General features: G+C 70.5%; 16 protein-coding genes and 1 tRNA gene. 7 read left to right on the forward strand and 10 right to left on the reverse strand.

The annotated features are described in order from the left end of the window. Positions 1-37: 37 nt before the first annotated feature. Positions 38-1,780 carry a sensor histidine kinase gene (locus ACGFZF_RS09645; RefSeq protein ID WP_393552595.1) on the reverse strand — a complete coding sequence of 581 codons (1,743 nt, stop codon included), beginning with the start codon at positions 1,778-1,780 and terminating at the stop codon, positions 38-40. Positions 1,781-1,908: 128 nt separating this feature from the next. Continuing rightward, a tRNA-Leu gene (locus ACGFZF_RS09650) sits at positions 1,909-1,995 on the reverse strand. Between the two features lie 648 nt (positions 1,996-2,643). Between ACGFZF_RS09650 and ACGFZF_RS09655 the strand changes: the two genes are divergently transcribed. The 6 genes from ACGFZF_RS09655 (at position 2,644) to pknB (ending at position 10,739) form a co-directional block, all read left to right on the forward strand. After that, positions 2,644-3,501: an FhaA domain-containing protein gene (locus ACGFZF_RS09655; RefSeq protein WP_393552597.1), complete on the forward strand. Its 858-nt coding sequence runs from the start codon at positions 2,644-2,646 to the stop codon at positions 3,499-3,501. A gap of 10 nt (positions 3,502-3,511) precedes the next feature. Then, entirely contained in the window at positions 3,512-4,036 is a 525-nt protein-coding gene (locus tag ACGFZF_RS09660; protein WP_393552601.1) for an FHA domain-containing protein, read from the forward strand. Positions 4,037-4,204: 168 nt separating this feature from the next. Beyond that, positions 4,205-5,707, forward strand: coding sequence for a Stp1/IreP family PP2C-type Ser/Thr phosphatase (locus ACGFZF_RS09665; RefSeq protein WP_393552604.1), 1,503 nt, complete (start codon positions 4,205-4,207; stop codon positions 5,705-5,707). Positions 5,708-5,733: 26 nt separating this feature from the next. Further along, on the forward strand, positions 5,734-7,158 hold the full coding sequence (locus ACGFZF_RS09670) for an FtsW/RodA/SpoVE family cell cycle protein (protein WP_386542531.1): 1,425 nt from the start codon (positions 5,734-5,736) through the stop codon (positions 7,156-7,158). Next, entirely contained in the window at positions 7,155-8,621 is a 1,467-nt protein-coding gene (locus ACGFZF_RS09675) for a peptidoglycan D,D-transpeptidase FtsI family protein (protein ID WP_393552608.1), read from the forward strand. Before ACGFZF_RS09670 ends, ACGFZF_RS09675 begins: the two co-directional genes overlap by 4 nt. A gap of 153 nt (positions 8,622-8,774) precedes the next feature. Beyond that, complete coding sequence (pknB, locus tag ACGFZF_RS09680; protein ID WP_393552612.1) at positions 8,775-10,739, forward strand: Stk1 family PASTA domain-containing Ser/Thr kinase; 1,965 nt, start codon at positions 8,775-8,777, stop codon at positions 10,737-10,739. Between the two features lie 83 nt (positions 10,740-10,822). On the opposite strand, the gene ACGFZF_RS09685 is transcribed toward pknB, so the two are convergent. The 6 genes from ACGFZF_RS09685 to ACGFZF_RS09710 form a co-directional block, all read right to left on the reverse strand. Continuing rightward, positions 10,823-11,497: a class E sortase gene (locus tag ACGFZF_RS09685; RefSeq protein ID WP_393552615.1), complete on the reverse strand. Its 675-nt coding sequence runs from the start codon at positions 11,495-11,497 to the stop codon at positions 10,823-10,825. A 38-nt stretch (positions 11,498-11,535) separates the two neighbouring features. Continuing rightward, positions 11,536-12,900, reverse strand: a complete 1,365-nt coding sequence (locus ACGFZF_RS09690; RefSeq protein ID WP_393552618.1) for a class E sortase — start codon at positions 12,898-12,900, stop codon at positions 11,536-11,538. Further along, on the reverse strand, positions 12,897-13,535 hold the full coding sequence (locus ACGFZF_RS09695; RefSeq protein ID WP_393552621.1) for an aminodeoxychorismate/anthranilate synthase component II: 639 nt from the start codon (positions 13,533-13,535) through the stop codon (positions 12,897-12,899). The genes ACGFZF_RS09690 and ACGFZF_RS09695 overlap by 4 nt, the downstream gene beginning before the upstream one ends. Beyond that, on the reverse strand, positions 13,532-13,693 hold the full coding sequence (locus ACGFZF_RS09700) for a hypothetical protein (protein WP_187282707.1): 162 nt from the start codon (positions 13,691-13,693) through the stop codon (positions 13,532-13,534). The genes ACGFZF_RS09695 and ACGFZF_RS09700 overlap by 4 nt, the downstream gene beginning before the upstream one ends. A 64-nt stretch (positions 13,694-13,757) precedes the next feature. Continuing rightward, the gene (locus tag ACGFZF_RS09705) at positions 13,758-14,456 is read right to left on the reverse strand and encodes a class E sortase (RefSeq protein WP_393552625.1); all 699 of its coding nucleotides are present in this window, start codon (positions 14,454-14,456) and stop codon (positions 13,758-13,760) included. Positions 14,457-14,549: 93 nt separating this feature from the next. Then, the gene (locus ACGFZF_RS09710) at positions 14,550-15,317 is read right to left on the reverse strand and encodes a DUF881 domain-containing protein (RefSeq protein ID WP_147978809.1); all 768 of its coding nucleotides are present in this window, start codon (positions 15,315-15,317) and stop codon (positions 14,550-14,552) included. A 140-nt stretch (positions 15,318-15,457) separates the two neighbouring features. Between ACGFZF_RS09710 and crgA the strand changes: the two genes are divergently transcribed. Then, on the forward strand, positions 15,458-15,712 hold the full coding sequence (gene crgA / locus ACGFZF_RS09715; RefSeq protein ID WP_137988265.1) for a cell division protein CrgA: 255 nt from the start codon (positions 15,458-15,460) through the stop codon (positions 15,710-15,712). Between the two features lie 281 nt (positions 15,713-15,993). Here the strand turns inward: crgA and ACGFZF_RS09720 are convergent, their stop codons facing one another. Both ACGFZF_RS09720 and ACGFZF_RS09725 read right to left on the reverse strand, forming a co-directional pair. Further along, entirely contained in the window at positions 15,994-16,860 is an 867-nt protein-coding gene (locus ACGFZF_RS09720; RefSeq protein ID WP_393552630.1) for a rhomboid family intramembrane serine protease, read from the reverse strand. A gap of 149 nt (positions 16,861-17,009) precedes the next feature. Continuing rightward, positions 17,010-17,537, reverse strand: a complete 528-nt coding sequence (locus tag ACGFZF_RS09725; RefSeq protein ID WP_393552633.1) for a peptidylprolyl isomerase — start codon at positions 17,535-17,537, stop codon at positions 17,010-17,012. Positions 17,538-17,615: the final 78 nt, after the last annotated feature.

Raw genomic sequence — 17,615 nt, forward strand, 5'->3', positions numbered from 1 at the left:
ACTCCCCACCGGCTGCCGACCACGGGTGCGGCAGGCGCTAGCGCTTGACGTCGTACGACTTCTTCTCGATCAGCTTGCCGTCCTTGAAGCAGAACCGGAAAACCGGCTCCGTGTCGAGGTCCTCGCCCACCTCGGAGGACATCAGCACCAGGCACGAGGACCCGGCCGGCTCCTGCGGCCCCTTGCCGTGCAGGCCCGTCGTGACGATCGTGTCCCCGGAGGGCAGCCGGTCGCGGACCTCCCGTTCGGCCGTGCCGACCCGCACCGCCTCGTACTGGGCGGGCTCGATCATGCCCTCCTTCATCGAGCCGACCATGAAGTAGAGGCCGAACCCGGCCGCGATCAGCAGCAGCACCACCCCCGCGAACGCGATCCCGCACCCCAGCGCGACCCCGCCGCTCCTGCTCCTGCCCCCGCGCATCGCCATGGCCAACTCCCGCTCCGTCAGGGTCCAGTCGGTCGGTCCGACCGGAACCCGTCCACCGTCGCGTGCCACGGGGGCCGTCGACTGCTGCCGGAAGTCGTCGGCCACGTCGACCAAAGGCGCGGCTTCCACCACCCCGTACGGCAGCACCCCGGCGACCCGGAAGCCGCCGCCGTCCACCGGGCCGACGTGGACCATGCCGCCCACCAGCCGCGCCCGCTCGTGCAGCCCGGTGAGCCCCTGACCACCGCTCACGACGTCCCTGGGCGCCTCCGCGGCGGCCTCGTTGACGATCTCGACGACGAAGGCGTCCGGCTCGTAGCGCAGTTCGACACCGATCAGCGCCCCCGGCGCGTGCTTGTAGGCGTTGGTCAGCGACTCCTGGACGACGCGGTACGCGGCGTGGTCGACGGCCGGCGGCAGCGACTGGTGCTCGCCGAGGCGCCGCAGCTCCACCCGGTTCCCCGCGGCCCGCGCCGCCTCCACGAGCCCCTCGATGCCGGCGGTCCCCCGCGCCGCCCGCCCCGACTCGTCGCCCGCCCGCACCGGCACCAGGTCCGGCCCGGCGGGCGCCTCGACGCCGTCCCGCAGGATGCCCACGACCTCGCGCAGCTCGTGCATGGCCGTCACCGAGGCGTTCCGCAGCACGCCGACCGCCTGCCGCTGCCGGTCGGTCAGCTCCCGGTCCACCTCCAGGGCCCCGGTGTGCACCGAGATCAGCGCCAGCTGGTGGCCGAGGCTGTCGTGCATGTCCTGGGCGATCCGCTGACGCTCCCGCAGCCGCGCCTGACCCTCCACCATCACCCGCTCCCGCATCAGCTGGGCGTTGCGCTCCTGCAGGGCGTGCAGCAGGGTGCGGCGCTGGGTCCAGTACCGGTGGGCCAGTCCGGGCGCCAGCGTCGTCGCCAGGAAGTACAGCGTCGACAGGAGCGCGACGCTCAGCACGCGGTGCAGGTCCCAGGACTCGACCAGGGTCGCCCCGAGGTTCACCGCGTAGGCGACCGTGAACACCGCCAGCGCCCGCCCGGCGCCCGGGACATAGCGCCCCGCGGACCAGCCGACGAGGATCAGCAGCACGCCGAAGCCCGGTACGAGGGGGGCGAGCGCCGCCGTCGCGATCAGGACCGTCGTCGGAAACCGGCGCCGCAGCAACGACAGCAGGGCGGCGGCCACGGCCACCATGACGAGCTGTCCGCCCTCGCCGCCCAGCAGCTCCTCGGTGCCGGCCGCCAGCAGCGCCATGACCACCGCGAGCACCACCTCGCCGGCGGTCCTGCGGCGCGACCACATCCCGGGCACCACGAACCATCGCCGGCCGGCGGCCACCTGGGCCCTGATCCTCGAAGACGCGTCCACGCCCGCACCCTAGGCAGGCGCCCACGAAGGACGCCGCTCTCTTTCGTCTCGCCCCGGTGCGACGAAGGTCGCATGTGACGCCGACAACGCGAAAGCCCCGTAGGTCGATGACCTACGGGGCTTCCGTCTGGTGCGCGAGGGGGGAGTTGAACCCCCACGCCCTTTCGGGCACTGGAACCTGAATCCAGCGCGTCTGCCTATTCCGCCACCCGCGCATTGGGTGTGTCTCCCGGCTCCTCACCTCTTCGGTGCGACCGCCTGGCGACATCTGAAGATTAGCACGTCGCAGACCGTGGAATCACATCCGTTTGTTTCGGGCCCCCTTCCGGCGAACAGATGGAGAGACGTGAAGCGGCACACGGCGACGGGACGGAACACCACGGCGGACGGACGCCGGTGGGACAGCGGCGGCGCGTGGGCGCCGGGGCGCGGATCCCCACCGCCTCGCGGCGGCCACCGCGGCCTGCGCAGCACCCTCTTCAGGGTGTCCCGCGTCACATCCGCGCCACCGGCCGACCGTCACGGACCCGGCGACCGGACGGCGCCGCCGGAGTCCGCCGCGGGCCGGAACGGCACGGCAGGAACCACAGGAACCACAAGAAAGAAGAGAGACGGACAGAAGCGGACGAGTACCGGGAGGAAGTGGACGGACCGCCCACGGACCCCCCGCCGCTTCCCCCCGCTCCCCCTGTCGGCTCCCCAGGTGCGGGACACTGTCCAGGGGCCGCCCCTACGATCCATGGGGAAGGTCTGTGAGAGGTGACACTCGTCCACAGGGCAGAGAAGGGGAACCAGCCGATTTCCCGACGCGTGGATACGATCAGTAAGCAGTACCAGGACGGCAACGACGGAGGAGGTGCCCCATGGGAGTCCTGAAGCGTTTCGAGCAGCGTCTCGAAGGTCTGGTCAACGGCACCTTCGCCAAGGTCTTCAAGTCCGAGGTCCAGCCCGTCGAGATCGCCGGCGCGCTCCAGCGCGAGTGCGACAACAACGCGACGATCTGGAACCGCGAGCGGACCGTCGTCCCCAACGACTTCATCGTGGAGCTGAGCACGCCCGACTTCGAGCGCCTCAGCCCGTACTCCGGCCAGCTCGGCGACGAGCTCTCGGGCCTCGTCCGGGACTACGCCAAGCAGCAGCGCTACACCTTCATGGGCCCGATCAAGGTCCACCTGGAGAAGGCCGACGACCTCGACACCGGTCTGTACCGGGTCCGCAGCCGCACGCTCGCGTCGAGTACGTCACAGCCGCACGCTCCGGCCGGAGGCGCCCAGCAGGGCCGCCCCGCCGGTGGTTACGGCTACCCTCCGGCCGGCGCCCCGCCGATGCCCGCGGCCCCGCCGCCGGGTGTCCCGGGCGGCGCGCAGCGCCCCGGCCAGGGGCCCCACTCCGGCCGTCCCGCGGCCGGCGGACCCGGCCCCCAGACCGCATCCGGCGCCCAGGTGCGGCGCTGGATCGAGATCAACGGCACCCGCCATCAGATCTCCCGCCCGACTCTGGTCCTTGGCCGCAGCACCGACGCGGACGTGAGGATCGACGATCCCGGCGTCTCCCGCCGGCACTGCGAGATCCGGACCGGAACGCCCTCGACGATCCAGGATCTCGGGTCCACCAACGGCATCGTGGTGGACGGGCAGCACACCACCCGCGCTACGCTCCGCGACGGCTCGCGGATCGTCGTGGGCAGCACCACCATCGTTTACCGGCAAGCCGAAGGGTGAAGCGGGGGCAATGTCAGAGCTGACCCTGACGGTCATGCGGCTGGGTTTCCTGGCCGTTCTGTGGCTGTTCGTGATCGTGGCCGTCCAGGTCATTCGCAGCGACCTGTTCGGCACACGTGTCACGCAGCGCGGTTCGCGCCGCCAGGACACCCGGCCGCAGCAGAACGCACGCCAGGCCGCCGCGGCACCGCCGCAGCAGCGTGGCCAGCAGAACGCCGGCGGAGGGCGGCAGCGCCGTGGCGCCCCGACCAAGCTGGTCGTCTCCGAGGGCACCCTCACCGGCACGACGGTCGCCCTGCAGGGGCAGACCGTCACGCTGGGCCGGGCCCACGATTCGACGATCGTGCTGGACGACGACTACGCCTCCAGCCGGCATGCCAGGATCTACCCGGACCGGGACGGCCAGTGGATCGTCGAGGATCTCGGGTCCACCAACGGCACGTATCTCGACCGGACCCGTCTCACCACCCCGACGCCGATTCCGCTGGGCGCGCCGATCCGCATCGGCAAGACCGTCATCGAGCTGCGGAAGTAGTACGACAATGAGCGAGCGGAGCGAGCGGGCCGAGGTGGTCCCCACGAAGGGCCGCGCGGCGGACCGGCAGGTCCGGACCGCGGACCGGCACGGGCTCCTGACCGGAGGGTGGGCAGTGTGGCTCGAGACCGGCTGTACCCCGACGCAGCGTCGACAGGGCAGGTGCGCATGAGTCTGTCACTGCGCTTCGCCGCCGGGTCGCACAAGGGCATGATCCGCGAGGGCAACGAGGACTCCGGCTACGCCGGGCCCCGGCTCCTCGCGATCGCCGACGGCATGGGCGGCCAGGCCGCCGGTGAGGTCGCCTCCTCCGAGGTGATCTCCACCATCGTCACGCTCGACGACGACGTCCCCAGCTCCGACATCCTCACCTCGCTCGGTGCCGCCGTTCAGCGCGCCAACGAGCAGCTGCGGATGATGGTCGAGGAGGACCCGCAGCTGGAGGGCATGGGCACCACGCTCACCGCCCTGCTGTGGACCGGCCAGCGCCTGGGCCTCGTCCACGTCGGCGACTCCCGCGCGTACCTGCTGCGGGACGGGGTGCTGACGCAGATCACCCAGGACCACACCTGGGTCCAGCGGCTCGTCGACGAGGGCCGGATCACCGAGGAAGAGGCCACCACGCACCCGCAGCGCTCGCTGCTGATGCGCGCGCTGGGCAGCGGCGACCACGTCGAACCCGACCTGTCGATCCGTGAGGTCCGGGCCGGAGACCGCTACCTGATCTGCTCCGACGGGCTGTCCGGAGTCGTCTCGCACCAGACGATGGAGGACACCCTCGCCAGCTACCAGGGCCCGCAGGAGACCGTGCAGGAGCTGATCCAGCTCGCGCTGCGCGGCGGCGGCCCCGACAACATCACGGTGATCGTGGCCGACGTCCTCGACGTCGACGGCGGCGACACCCTCGCCGGACACCTCAGCGACACCCCGGTCATCGTCGGCGCGGTCGCCGAGAACCAGGCGGCCCAGCTGAACGACGGCGGGGCCATGCAGACCCCCGCCGGCCGCGCCTCCGGCCTCGGCCGCACGGCGCCCCACCAGCAGCCCCCGGCGGGCGGGTTCGGCCCGCCCGGCAGCGGCGGCGGTGACCACGGCTACGGCGGGATGCCGCCGCAGGGGTCCTTCGGCGCCTACACCGACGAGGACTTCGACAAGCCGCGCACCGGCCGCAGGTGGCTGAAGCGGAGCTTCTTCCTGCTGCTCGCCATCGCCGTGATCGGCGGCGGCCTGTACGGCGGTTACCGCTGGACGCAGACGCAGTACTACGTCGGCTCCAAGGACCAGCACGTGGCGCTGTACCGCGGCATCAGCCAGGACCTGGCCTGGGTCTCGCTCTCGGAGGTGGAGAAGGACCACCCCGAGATCGAACTCAAGTACCTCCCGGCCTACCAGCGGAAGCAGGTCGAGGAGACGATCGCGGGCGGCAACCTCCCCAAGGCGCAGACCAAGATCCAGGAACTGTCGCTGCAGGCCTCGGCCTGCAAGAAGTCCGAGCAGCGCCGCAAGGCCGCCGCCGACGCCGCGGACAAGGCGAGCACGCCGCCGCCCACCACCGGCACCGCGGCGCCCTCGACCGCACCGTCCACCAAGCCCACCGCAGCCGCTCCCTCCCCGGGCCCCACCCTCTCGGAGGACGAGCAGAAGCTGGCCTCGAACTGCGGCAAGCAGTAAGCACCCGTAGGGGGCCTTTCACCACCATGAGCGTTGTCACCAACACGACCACCATCGGCGCCATCGAGGCGCCGAGCCGCCGCAACACCGAGCTTGCGCTGCTCGCGTTCGCCGTCGTCATCCCGGTGTTCGCGTACCTCAACGTCGGCCTGGCGCTGGACGGCACGGTGCCCCCGGGCATGGCCGGTTACGGGCTCGGCCTCGGCCTGCTCGCGGGCGTCGCCCATCTCGTGGTGCGCAAGTTCGCGCCCTACGCGGACCCGCTGCTGCTCCCCCTCGGGACCCTGCTCAACGGCCTCGGCCTGGTGCTGATCTGGCGACTGGACCAGTCGCCGCGGCTGATCGCGCAGTCGATGCGGCTGTACAAGAGCTTCAGCCCGGACGCCCCCAAGCAGATGCTGTACTCGGCGATCGGCATCGCCATGTTCGTCGGCGTGCTGCTGCTCCTGAAGGACCACCGGGTCCTGCAGCGCTACACGTACATCTCGATGGTGGCCGCCCTCGTCCTGCTGCTGCTGCCGCTCGTCCCCGGCCTCGGCTCGGACGTCTTCGGCGCCAAGATCTGGATCAACGTCGGCGGCTTCTCCATCCAGCCCGGCGAGTTCGCCAAGATCGTCCTCGCGGTGTTCTTCTCCGGCTACCTGATGGTGAAGCGGGACGCGCTCGCCCTGGCCAGCCGCCGCTTCATGGGGCTCTACCTGCCGCGCGGCCGCGACCTCGGCCCGATCCTCACGATCTGGGCCGTCAGCCTCCTCATCCTGGTCTTCGAGAACGACCTCGGCACCTCGCTGCTGTTCTTCGGCATGTTCGTGATCATGCTGTACGTCGCCACCGAGCGGACCAGCTGGATCGTCATGGGTCTGCTGATGTCGGTCGTCGGCGCGGTCGGCGTCGCCTCCTTCGCCGGCCACGTCCAGGCCCGTGTCGACGCCTGGAAGGACCCCTTCGCCTGCGCGACCGAAGGCTCCGCCGCCTGCCAGCAGATGAGCCAGGTCCTGATGTCGTTCGGTTCCGGCGGCATCCTCGGCACCGGCCTCGGCCAGGGCAACTCCGACCTCATCGGCTTCGCCGCCAACTCCGACTTCATCTTCGCCACCGTCGGCGAGGAGCTCGGACTGGCCGGCGTGATGGCCTTCCTGCTCCTCTACGGCCTGATCATCGAGCGCGGCGTCCGCACCGCCCTCGCCGCCCGCGACCCGTTCGGCAAGCTGCTCGCCATGGGCCTGTCCGGCGCCTTCGCGCTCCAGGTCTTCGTCGTCGCCGGCGGCGTGATGGGCCTCATCCCGCTGACCGGTATGACGATGCCGTTCCTCGCGTACGGCGGATCCTCCGTGATCGCCAACTGGGCCCTGATCGGCATCCTGATCCGGATCAGCGACACCGCGCGCCGCCCGGCGCCCGCCCCCGCCCCGTCCCCCGACGCCGAGATGACCCAGGTGGTCCGTCCGTGAACAAGCCCCTGCGCCGGGTCGCGATCTTCTGCGGCCTGCTGGTCCTCGCGCTGCTGCTGCGGGACAACTGGATCCAGTACGTCCGCGCCGACGAGCTGAACGCCCATCCGACGAACAAGCGCGTGATGATCGAGCGGTACGCCAACAAGCGCGGCAACATCATCGTGGACGGCAAGCCGATCACCGGATCCGTCGACTCCGGCGACACGTTCTACCGGTTCAAGCGGACCTACACCGACGGCCCGATGTGGTCGCCCGTCACCGGCTACGCCTCCCAGGCCTACGACGCCAACCAGATCGAGAAGATCGAGGACGGCATCCTCACCGGCAACGACGACCGGCTCTTCTTCGACCGCACCATGGCGATGTTCACGGGCGAGAAGAAGAAGGGCGGCGACGTCGTCACCACCCTGAGCGGCGCCGCCCAGAAGGCCGCGTTCAAGGGCCTCGGCGACAAGACGGGCGCGGTCGTCGCCCTCGAACCGTCCACCGGCAAGATCCTCGCGATGGCGTCCACCCCCTCCTACGACCCCTCCTCCTTCGCCGGCTACTCCGGCGACGACGAGAAGGCCTGGGTCGCCCTGGAGAAGGACAAGAACAAGCCGAAGCTGAACCGGGCGATCCGCGAGATCTACCCGCCCGGCTCCGTCTTCAAGGTCGTCACGGCCGCGGCCGCGCTGGAGAACGGCAAGGTCACCGACATCAACGCGGCGACCGACACCCCCGAGGGCTGGAAGATCCCGCTCTCCAGCAAGCCGATGGTCAACCACGCCCAGGGCTGCGCCAACGCCAGCCTCAACCGGGCCCTGGAGATCTCCTGCAACTCCGTCTTCGCCAAGCTCGGCGACGACGTGGGCCGCGACAAGATGGTCGAGATGGCCGAGAAGTTCGGCTTCAACGCCGAGCAGTTCACCCCGGTCCGCTCCGCCGCCTCCGTGTACGACAAGGAGGCCGACCGCGGCGGCAACGCGCTCTCCTCCATCGGCCAGTTCAACACCGCGACGACCCCGCTGCAGATGGCGATGGTCGCCTCCGCGATCGCGAACGACGGCAAGCTCATGAAGCCGTACATGATCCAGGAGCTCCGCGCCCCCAACCTCGACGTGCTCAAGAAGACCGAGCCCGAGGAGATGAGCCGCCCGGTCTCGCAGCAGAACGCCCAGCTCATCCAGACCATGATGGAGAACGTCGTCACCAACGGCACCGGCGGCAACGCCGACGTCGAGATGGACGGCGTGAAGGTCGGCGGCAAGACCGGAACCGCCCAGCACGGCGCGAAGAACGCCAAGCGTCCCTACGCCTGGTTCATCTCCTACGCCAAGACCTCGCAGGGCTCCCCGGTCGCCGTCGCCGTCATCGTCGAGGACTCCGAGGGCACCGACCGCGAGGACATCAGCGGTGGCGGCCTGGCCGCCCCGATCGCCAAGGCCGTGATGAAGGCGGTCCTGAAGAGCAGGAGCTGACCCCACGGCCGGGCACCGGCCAGGTACCGGTCAGGTATCAGGTGCCGGTCACGGGCGGAACCCCTTCCCGTGGCCGGTAGCGTATGCGCGAACAGCACACCGCCGGACCACACACGGGTGCGGTCGGGACAGACGGAGAGGGCTGGATCAGTTATGGAAGAGCCGCGTCGCCTCGGCGGCCGGTACGAGCTGGGCTCGGTGCTCGGCCGTGGTGGCATGGCGGAGGTCTACCTCGCCCACGACACCCGGCTCGGCCGCACCGTCGCCGTGAAGACGCTGCGGGCCGACCTCGCCCGCGACCCGTCCTTCCAGGCCCGGTTCCGCCGTGAGGCCCAGTCGGCCGCCTCGCTCAACCACCCGGCGATCGTCGCCGTCTACGACACGGGCGAGGACTACGTCGACGGCGTGTCCATCCCGTACATCGTGATGGAGTACGTCGACGGCTCGACCCTGCGCGAGCTGCTGCACTCCGGGCGCAAGCTGCTGCCCGAGCGCACGCTCGAGATGACGGTCGGCATTCTCCAGGCGCTGGAGTACTCGCACCGCGCCGGCATCGTGCACCGCGACATCAAGCCGGCGAACGTCATGCTGACGCGCACCGGCCAGGTCAAGGTCATGGACTTCGGCATCGCGCGCGCCATGGGCGACTCCGGCATGACCATGACGCAGACCTCGGCGGTCATCGGCACGGCGCAGTACCTCTCCCCGGAGCAGGCCAAGGGCGAGCAGGTCGACGCCCGCTCCGACCTGTACTCCACCGGCTGCCTGCTCTACGAGCTGCTCACCGTCCGGCCGCCGTTCGTCGGCGACTCCCCGGTCGCCGTCGCGTACCAGCACGTCCGCGAGGAACCGCAGCCCCCGAGCAACTTCGACCCCGAGATCACGCCCCCGATGGACGCCATCGTCCTGAAGGCACTGGTCAAGGACCCCGACTACCGCTACCAGTCCGCGGACGAGATGCGCGCCGACATCGAGGCCTGCCTCGACGGTCAGCCGGTCGCGGCCGCCGCGGGCATGGGAGCCGTGGCGTACGGCGGCGGCTACGGCGGCTACGCGCCGGACGACCAGCCGACGACGGCGCTGCGCCAGGCCGACCCGGCCGGCCAGACCTCCATGCTGCCGCCCATGAACCCGGACGACGGCGGCTACGGCTACGACGACCGCCCGGACCGCCGCCGGCAGAAGAAGTCGAACACCTCGACGATCCTGCTGGTGCTGGCGGGCATCCTGGTGCTGGTCGGCGCGATCCTGATCGGCCGCTCGCTCGTCAGCGGCAAGGACGGCGCGGACCAGGTGATCGTGCCGCAGTTCGTCGGCAAGACGCTCAAGGAAGCCGAGGGCCTGGCGGTCAACAGCCAGGTCAAGGTGACCTCCAGCGGCACCGAGCGCTGCGACCAGCCCAAGGGCACCATCTGCAAGCAGAGCCCCGTCGCGGACGGCACGGCCAAGATGAACGTCAACGAGACGATCACGGTCACCCTCTCCGAGGGCGCCCCGCTCATCGAGGTGCCGGACGTCACCGAGAAGTCCCGCGACTCCGCCGAGCAGCAGCTCAAGGACAAGGGCTTCACGGTCGAGGTCAAGCAGGAGGAGTCCGACGAGGACCCGGGCACCGTCCTGAAGCAGAAGCCCGAGGGCGGCTCCCAGGCGGAGAAGAACTCCACGGTCGTCATCACGGTGGCCAAGCAGGAGAAGTCCCAGCTGCCGGACGTCACCGGACGCCCCTTCGACCAGGCGGTCCAGGACCTGAAGCTGCTCGGCTTCACGAACGTCGGCCGCCAGGAGGTCGACAGCGACCAGCCCGCCAACACGGTCGTGGGACAGAACCCGAACGGGAACACCAATCAGGCCAAGGACGTCCAGATCACGCTGAAGGTCTCCCGGGGCCCGCAGCAGCCGACGGGACAGCCGGTGCCCAACCTGTTCGGCCAGACCCTGGACCAGGCACGCCAGACGCTCGCCGCCGCCGGCTACCAGCTCGGCAACATCGACGGATCGAACGACGGCAACGCCCGCATCCGGGAACAGGACGTCCCGGCCGGCACCCCGGGCCAGCCGAACCAGGCGATCAACGTGAAGACGTTCGGCGGGAACAACAACGGCGGCATCTTCGACTAGCCGCCCGACCGCACCACGAGAAGAGCCCCGGCGTCCAGGATGCCGGGGCTCTTCTCATGTACACCCGCGAGGGCCGTGGAGCGTCAGCGCAGCTCCGCCGGAGGCGTGCGGTCGTGGTCGACCTTCTCCGTGCGTTCCAGCTCGCCCCACACGATGTAGCGGAAGTCCGAGGTGTACATCGGCGTGCACGTCGTCAGCGTGACGTAGCGGCCCGGCTTGGTGCGGCCCGATCCCTTGGGGACCGGCTGCAGGACGTCCACGTTGTACTTCGTCGTCGACGGCATCGTCCGGTAGACCTTGTACACGTACCAGGTGTCGTTGGTCTCGAAGACGATCGCGTCGCCGTTCTTCAGCTTGTGGATGTTGTGGAACTTCGCGCCGTGTCCGTCGCGGTGCGCCGCGAGCGTGAAGTTGCCCTGCTTGTCCTGCGGCAGGGCCGACTTGATCGGCTCGGTGTAGTAGCCGGCGACACCGTTGTTGAGGATGGCGGTGTCGGTGCCCTTCTTGACGAGTATCTCGTCGTCGTCCATGGCCGGGACGTGGAGGAAGCCGATGCCGTCCTTGGTGTCCAGGGCTCCCGGGCCGGCCGCCCAGTGGTCGCGGACCTGGTCGCCCTCCTTGTCGGCGGCACGGTCGGCCAGGACGTTGGTCCACCACAGCGAGTAGACGACGAACAGGCCGAGCACGAGCCCGGCCGTGATGAGGAGCTCGCCGAGGACGCTGATGAAGCCTGCGATCCGGTTGCGCGCACGTGCCACTACGTCGTCCCGTCTGGAGGGGTGGTGATCTCAGCGCCTCAGCCTACGAGGGCATCGGGTTTTCCCTTGCTGCGCGGGCGCTCCTCGACCATCTTGCCCCAGACGATCATGCGGAACGTGCTCGTGAACTCGGGGGTGCAGGTCGTCAGCGTGATGTAGCGGCCGGGCCCCTTGAAGCCGGAGCCCTCGGGCACCGGACGGATCACCGAGACGTTCGACGGGGAGGTCTGCGGAAGGATGCTCGCCATCTCGTACGTGTAGTAGGCGTCCCGCGTCTCGACGACGATCGGGTCGCCCGGCTGCAACTGGTTGATGTAGCGGAACGGTTCGCCATGCGTGTTGCGGTGGCCGGCCACCGCGAAGTTGCCCTCCTTGTCGGCGGGCATCGCCGTCTTGAGGGTGCCCTCCGCGTAGTGGCCGACCATGCCCCGGTCCAGGACCTTGGGCTTGCTGATGCCCTCGGCGATGGGGACGACCACGTCCAGCTTGGGGATGTACATGATCGCGAAGCCCTGGCCCGGCTCGAAGGCGGCCGGGACGTCGCCCTTCTTCTCCTGCGACCAGTCGTTCTCGATCTGCTGCTTGGCCCGGTCGGTCTGCTGCCCGGCGCGGACGTTCGTCCACCACAACTGGTACGTGACGAACAGCAGCATGACGACGCCGAAGGTGATGAACAGCTCGCCCACGACGCGGCTGGCGACGACGCCGACGCTCTCCTTGCGGGCCCGGGCGGCCCGCCGGGCCTCGACGCGCGAGAGCGGGGCCGCGGGCGCCGTCGTGGCGGTCGCGGCCGCCGCGGGTGCGGCACGCCTCCCGCGGCCCTTGGCGGCCCGCCGGCGCTCGGCCCGTCCCGGGCCCGGCTCGGGCACTGGAGGCCGCTCCACGGACCGCAGAGCCATCGTCTCGTCGTGGGGCTCGTAGGACTCCTCGGCGGCCGGTATCGGCTCGTACACGGCCTCGGGGGCCGTCGTGCCGTACGCGGCGGCCTCGGGGGCGGGCGGCTCGTACGCCTGCTCAGGGGCCTGCGGAGCGTACCCGGCGGCGGCCGTCGGCTCGTACGCCTGCTCGGGCGCCGTCGGCTCGTACCCGGAGGTGTATCCGGGCGCGGCGTCCCCCGTCCCGTACTCGGGCTGTCGCGGCAGCGGCTCCGCGGCGGCGGACGGGTACGCGCCCGGGTAGGACGTGTCGGTGTACGCCGTGGCGTCGTAGGACGGCGACGGCGTCTCGTACCCGCCGGCCGCGTGACCGCCCGCGTATCCGGCCCCGTAGGCCGTCTCGGGGGACGCCTCGTACGCCGGCACGGGCGCCGGCTCGGGCACGGACGCGGCCGGGGGCGCGACGCCGGGTTCCGGCTCCCCCTCCGGCGGGTCCGTCGCCCGGAACCAAGGCGACCCCGCGGTCACGCGACGGCCTTGCCCACCACCGGCGCGAGGCCCGCCGACCGTCCGACCGCCCCCTGGTCGCCGCACTGCTCCAGCCAGTTGGCGAGCATCAGGTGGCCGTGCTCGGTCAGCACCGACTCGGGGTGGAACTGCACGCCCTCGACGGCCAGGTCACGGTGGCGCAGTCCCATGATGATGCCGTCGTCGGTCCGGGCGGTGACCTCCAACTCGTCCGGCAGCGCGGCGGGCTCGGCGGCCAGCGAGTGGTAGCGGGTCGCGGTGAACGGCGAGGGCAGCCCGGCGAAGACGCCCTGGCCGCCGTGGGTGACGAGCGAGGTCTTCCCGTGGAGCAGCTCGGGGGCGCGGTCGACGACTCCGCCGTAGGCGACGGCCATGGATTGCATGCCGAGGCAGACGCCGAAGACGGGCACGCCGGTTGCGGCGCAGTGGCGCACCATGTCGATGCAGACACCGGCCTGTTCGGGCGCTCCGGGGCCGGGCGACAGCAGGACGCCGTCGAAACCGTCCTGGGCGTGGCCCAGTTCGACCTCGTCGTTGCGCAGCACCTCGCACTCGGCGCCGAGCTGGTAGAGGTACTGAACGAGGTTGAAGACGAAGCTGTCGTAGTTGTCGACGACGAGAATCCGCGCGCTCACTGGCCGTCCACCGTCACATCGTTGAACGGAAGCAGCGGCTCCGCCCAGGGGAACACGTACTGGAAGAGCGCGTAGACGACCGCGAGGACCAGTACGAGCGACAGGAGTCCCCGCACCCACGCGTTGCCCGGCAGATGCCGCCAGATCCAGCCGTACATGACGTCCGCTGCCCCTTCCGTTCGTTACGGCACCCAGAGTACGGGTCGATGTCCCCGCGAGGCGTCAGCTGCCCAAAGACGGCGGCTTGCCCTGCGTCACAGGCTGGGTGGCGTCCAGGTGGGCCCAGACGACCAGCCGGTGGCTGCTGCCCCACTCCGGGTCGCAGGTGGTGAGCGTCAGGTACCGGCCCGGCCCGTCGAAGGCGGCCGCGCCCTTCCGCAGCGGCGCGGGCACCGGCGCGATCACGCCGGTGTCGGTGGGCACCGTCCGGTACGGGGACCGGGCGACGCGGTAGGTGTACCAGGTCGTCCCGTCGGTCAGGACGACCGCGTCACCGGCGCGCAGCCGGGGGAAGTCCTTGAACGGATCTCCGTAGGTGCGGCGGTGGCCGGCCACCGCGAAGTTGCCGGTGCCGCCGAGCCGGGCGCCGGTGGCGTAGTGGCCGAGGCCCTTCTTCAGGACGCCGGTCCCGGTGCCCTCCAGGACGGGCCACTCCCAGTCGCGGCCCAGGCGCGGGACGTACATGACGGCGATGCCGCGGCCGGCCTCGTAGCGCCGGGCGGGTGCCGGGTCGGGGGCGGCCGTGGGGGCCGCGGCGGGCCGGTCCCGCCATTCCCTGTGGAGCGTGTCGATCTGTCCGGCCGCGGCGCCGTCGGCCTGCACGCCGGTCCACAGGACCACGTAGACGACGAAGAGGACGATCAGGGATCCGGCGGTGATGCACAGCTCGCTGAACGTCCTGACGATCAGTCGCACCGACACCGGCCGGACCTCCCCGCGGCTGAGGCCCGTCCGGACCCCGGGACCGCTCCGGGGAGCCCCGCCGGAACGGCGGCGCCACGTCCCGGAGCGTCCCTAGCCCACAGGCTTCGCGTAGTGGAGATCCACTGTGCCCGAGTAGCCGGGAAGAGTCACCGCCCTGTGCTCGTCGACTTTCCAGCCGAGCCCGTAGGCCTTCACGTACAGCTGGTAGTTCTGGATCGCCGGGGAGTCCGTGAGCGCCTTGTTCAGCCTGTCCCGGTCACCCACCGCGGTGATCTTGTACGGCGGGGAGTAGACCCGGCCCTGGAGGATCAGGGTGTTGCCCACGCAGCGCACGGCGCTGGTCGAGATGAGCCGCTGGTCCATGACCTTGATCCCCTTGGCGCCGCCCTTCCACAGGGCGTTCACCACGGCCTGGAGGTCCTGCTGGTGGATGACCAGGTCGTTGGCCTGGGGCTCCGGGTAGCCGGGGGCCGCCTGGGCGTCGGCCGGGGCGTCGTCGAGGGTGACGGTCAGCCCCGGGCCGGAGGTCTCGGTCGTCCCCGCGGCCTCCTCCAGGGCGTGCAGCCGGGCGTCCTCGGCCCTGGTGGAGCCGTCGTCGCGGGCCGCCAGGGAGTCGACCTGGTCGCGCACCGCCGCGGTGGACTCGTCGAGGCCGGCGTTCTTGTGGCTGCGCTCCTCGATCAGGTCGGAGAGCCGCAGGAGCGAGGCGTCGGTGCGGAGATTGGTGCCTTTGGCGGTGATGAAGCTGGTGACGAAGATCAGCCCGGCGAGGGCGAAAACGGCAGCGGTCAGCAGCCGGACCGGCCGCCATCGTCCAGGTCGGCCCGGTCCGGAGGGAGAGTCGGCGGAATTGCTCAACGTACCCTGATCCCCTTCGGTGCCGCGGAAGCACTACGCTAACGGACGCCCGGGGGACGCAGTGGTCCTCCTGCGTCACATCCCGGCGCCAGCCACAGTTATCTGCGCGGTCACGCAGCGCATCGACAGGAGAGTCCCTCGTGCCGAAGTCACGGATCCGCAAGAAGGCCGACTTCACGCCTCCGCCCGCCAAGCAGGCCACCAACATCAAGCTGACCAACCGCAGCTGGGTGGCTCCGGTGATGCTGGCCCTGTTCCTCATCGGACTGGTGTGGATCGTGGTCTTCTACGTCACCGACGGCACGCTGCCGGTGAAGTCGATCAACAACTGGAACATCGTGGTGGGCTTCGGCTTCATCGCGGCGGGGTTCGGCGTATCGACGCAGTGGAAGTAGCCCTTCCCGCCCCGCCGGTCAAGCCTTGCCCTGAGGTTATCCACAGCGTTGTGCACAGCACTGGATAACTTACGAAGATCTGTGGATAACTCACACGAGGTTGACGCCGGTGTGACTGCCGCAACCCCGTCCAGGGAGTGCCGCGCCCCTCATCCCTACTGGAAAACACCAGCTCAGGGACGAGGGGCGCAGTCGTTCCCCACGGGACGCACAAGATCCGCCACGCGCTGTGGATAACTCTGGGGAAAGCTTGGTACGGGCTCGTCCACAGCGTCCCTCGCTCAGGTGAGCGCGACCGAGCGGGTGAGGATCATCCCCAGATCGATCACCAGCACCAGTCCACAGGCCGCGTACTGCACCAGGTCCCGCTTGGCCCGCGGCGCGTGCAGCAGCCCGTAGGCCACCAGGGCTCCTCCGACGAGGCCGCCGATGTGCGCCTCCCAGGAGATGCCGGGGCGGGTGAACGTCAGCAGCAGCGACAGGCCCACGAAGAGGGCCACCGGCCGCATGTCGTAGCGGCGGCGGCGGGCGAGCACCGCCCAGGCGCCGATCAGGCCGAAGACGATGCCCGAGGCACCCAGCGAGGGCTGGTTCGGCGCGGCGAGCAGATAGGCGAGCGCGGTGCCGGAGAGACCGGAGAGCAGGCAGAGCACGACGTAGCGCAGCCGCCCGAGCTCGGGTTCCACGATCCCGCCGATGATCCACAGGCCCAGCATGTTGAAGACGAAGTGCGGGATCTCCTGGTGCAGGAACGTCGCCGTCAGCAGCCGGTACCACTCGCCGTCCGCGACGCCGACGACCTCGCCGAGCCCCGGGTCGTACGCGTAGCCGATCAGCGCCAGCTGGTCCACGAGCCGGTCGCCGGCCACCTGGACGGCGATGAAGAGGGCGAGGTTGATCGCGATGAGGATCTTGGTGACGAGGCGGCCGTCGCCGGCCACGCGTCCACCGGCGAGGGTGCGCGGCTGGTTGGCCGTGGCCGCGTGGCCGGTGCCGGAACCGTTGCGTACGCAGTCGGGGCACTGGAAGCCGACCGAGGCGGAGACCATGCACTGCGGGCAGATCGGCTTCTCGCACCGCGTGCACCGGATGCCGGTGTCGACGTCCGGGTGGCGGTAACAGCGCGGCAGGCCGGACTCCGGCTCCATGGACGTCCTCCCGGGGAGATGGGCAGCTGGGGGCGCGCACGACACCGCCCCGCCCTCCATACGGACGGGCGGGGCGAAAAGGTTCCCCGCCGGTCCGGCGCGCTGCGGGGCGGGTGGGGACGGGCGCGCGGGCCCGCGGGTGCGGGCGGTCAGCGGCTCTCGATGACGACCGTCTCGATGACCACGTCCCGGACCGGCCGCTCGGTGCGCGGCGTGGTCTCGGTGGTGGCGATCGCGTCGACGACCTTCCTGCTCTGCGCCCCGACGACCTCGCCGAAGATGGTGTGCTTGCGGTTCAGCCACATCGTGGCGCTCACCGTGATGAAGAACTGCGACCCGTTGGTGCCCGGACCCGCGTTGGCCATGGCCAGCAGGTAGGGACGGTCGAAGTACAGCTCGGGGTGGAACTCGTCGGCGAACTCGTAGCCGGGGCCGCCGGTGCCGTTCCCCAGCGGATCGCCGCCCTGGATCATGAAGTCCTTGATGACCCGGTGGAAGACCGTGCCGTCGTAGAGGGGGTCCGTGGAGACCTTGCCGGTGGTGGGGTCGGTCCACTCGCGCTCGCCCTTGGCGAGTTCGACGAAGTTCTTGACCGTCTTCGGCGCGTGGAACGGCATCAGCCGGATCTCGATGTCGCCGTGGCTGGTCTTCAGAGTGGCGTAGAGCTGCTCGGCCACGATCCGCCTTCCCTCAGGTGTACTGGCGGACCGATCCTCGCATGCCCCGGATGCCCGCCCCGCATGCCGGACCGCGAA

Origin of the sequence: Streptomyces sp. NPDC048338 (assembly GCF_043201055.1) — a bacterium.
Taxonomy (GTDB): Bacteria; Actinomycetota; Actinomycetes; order Streptomycetales; family Streptomycetaceae; genus Streptomyces.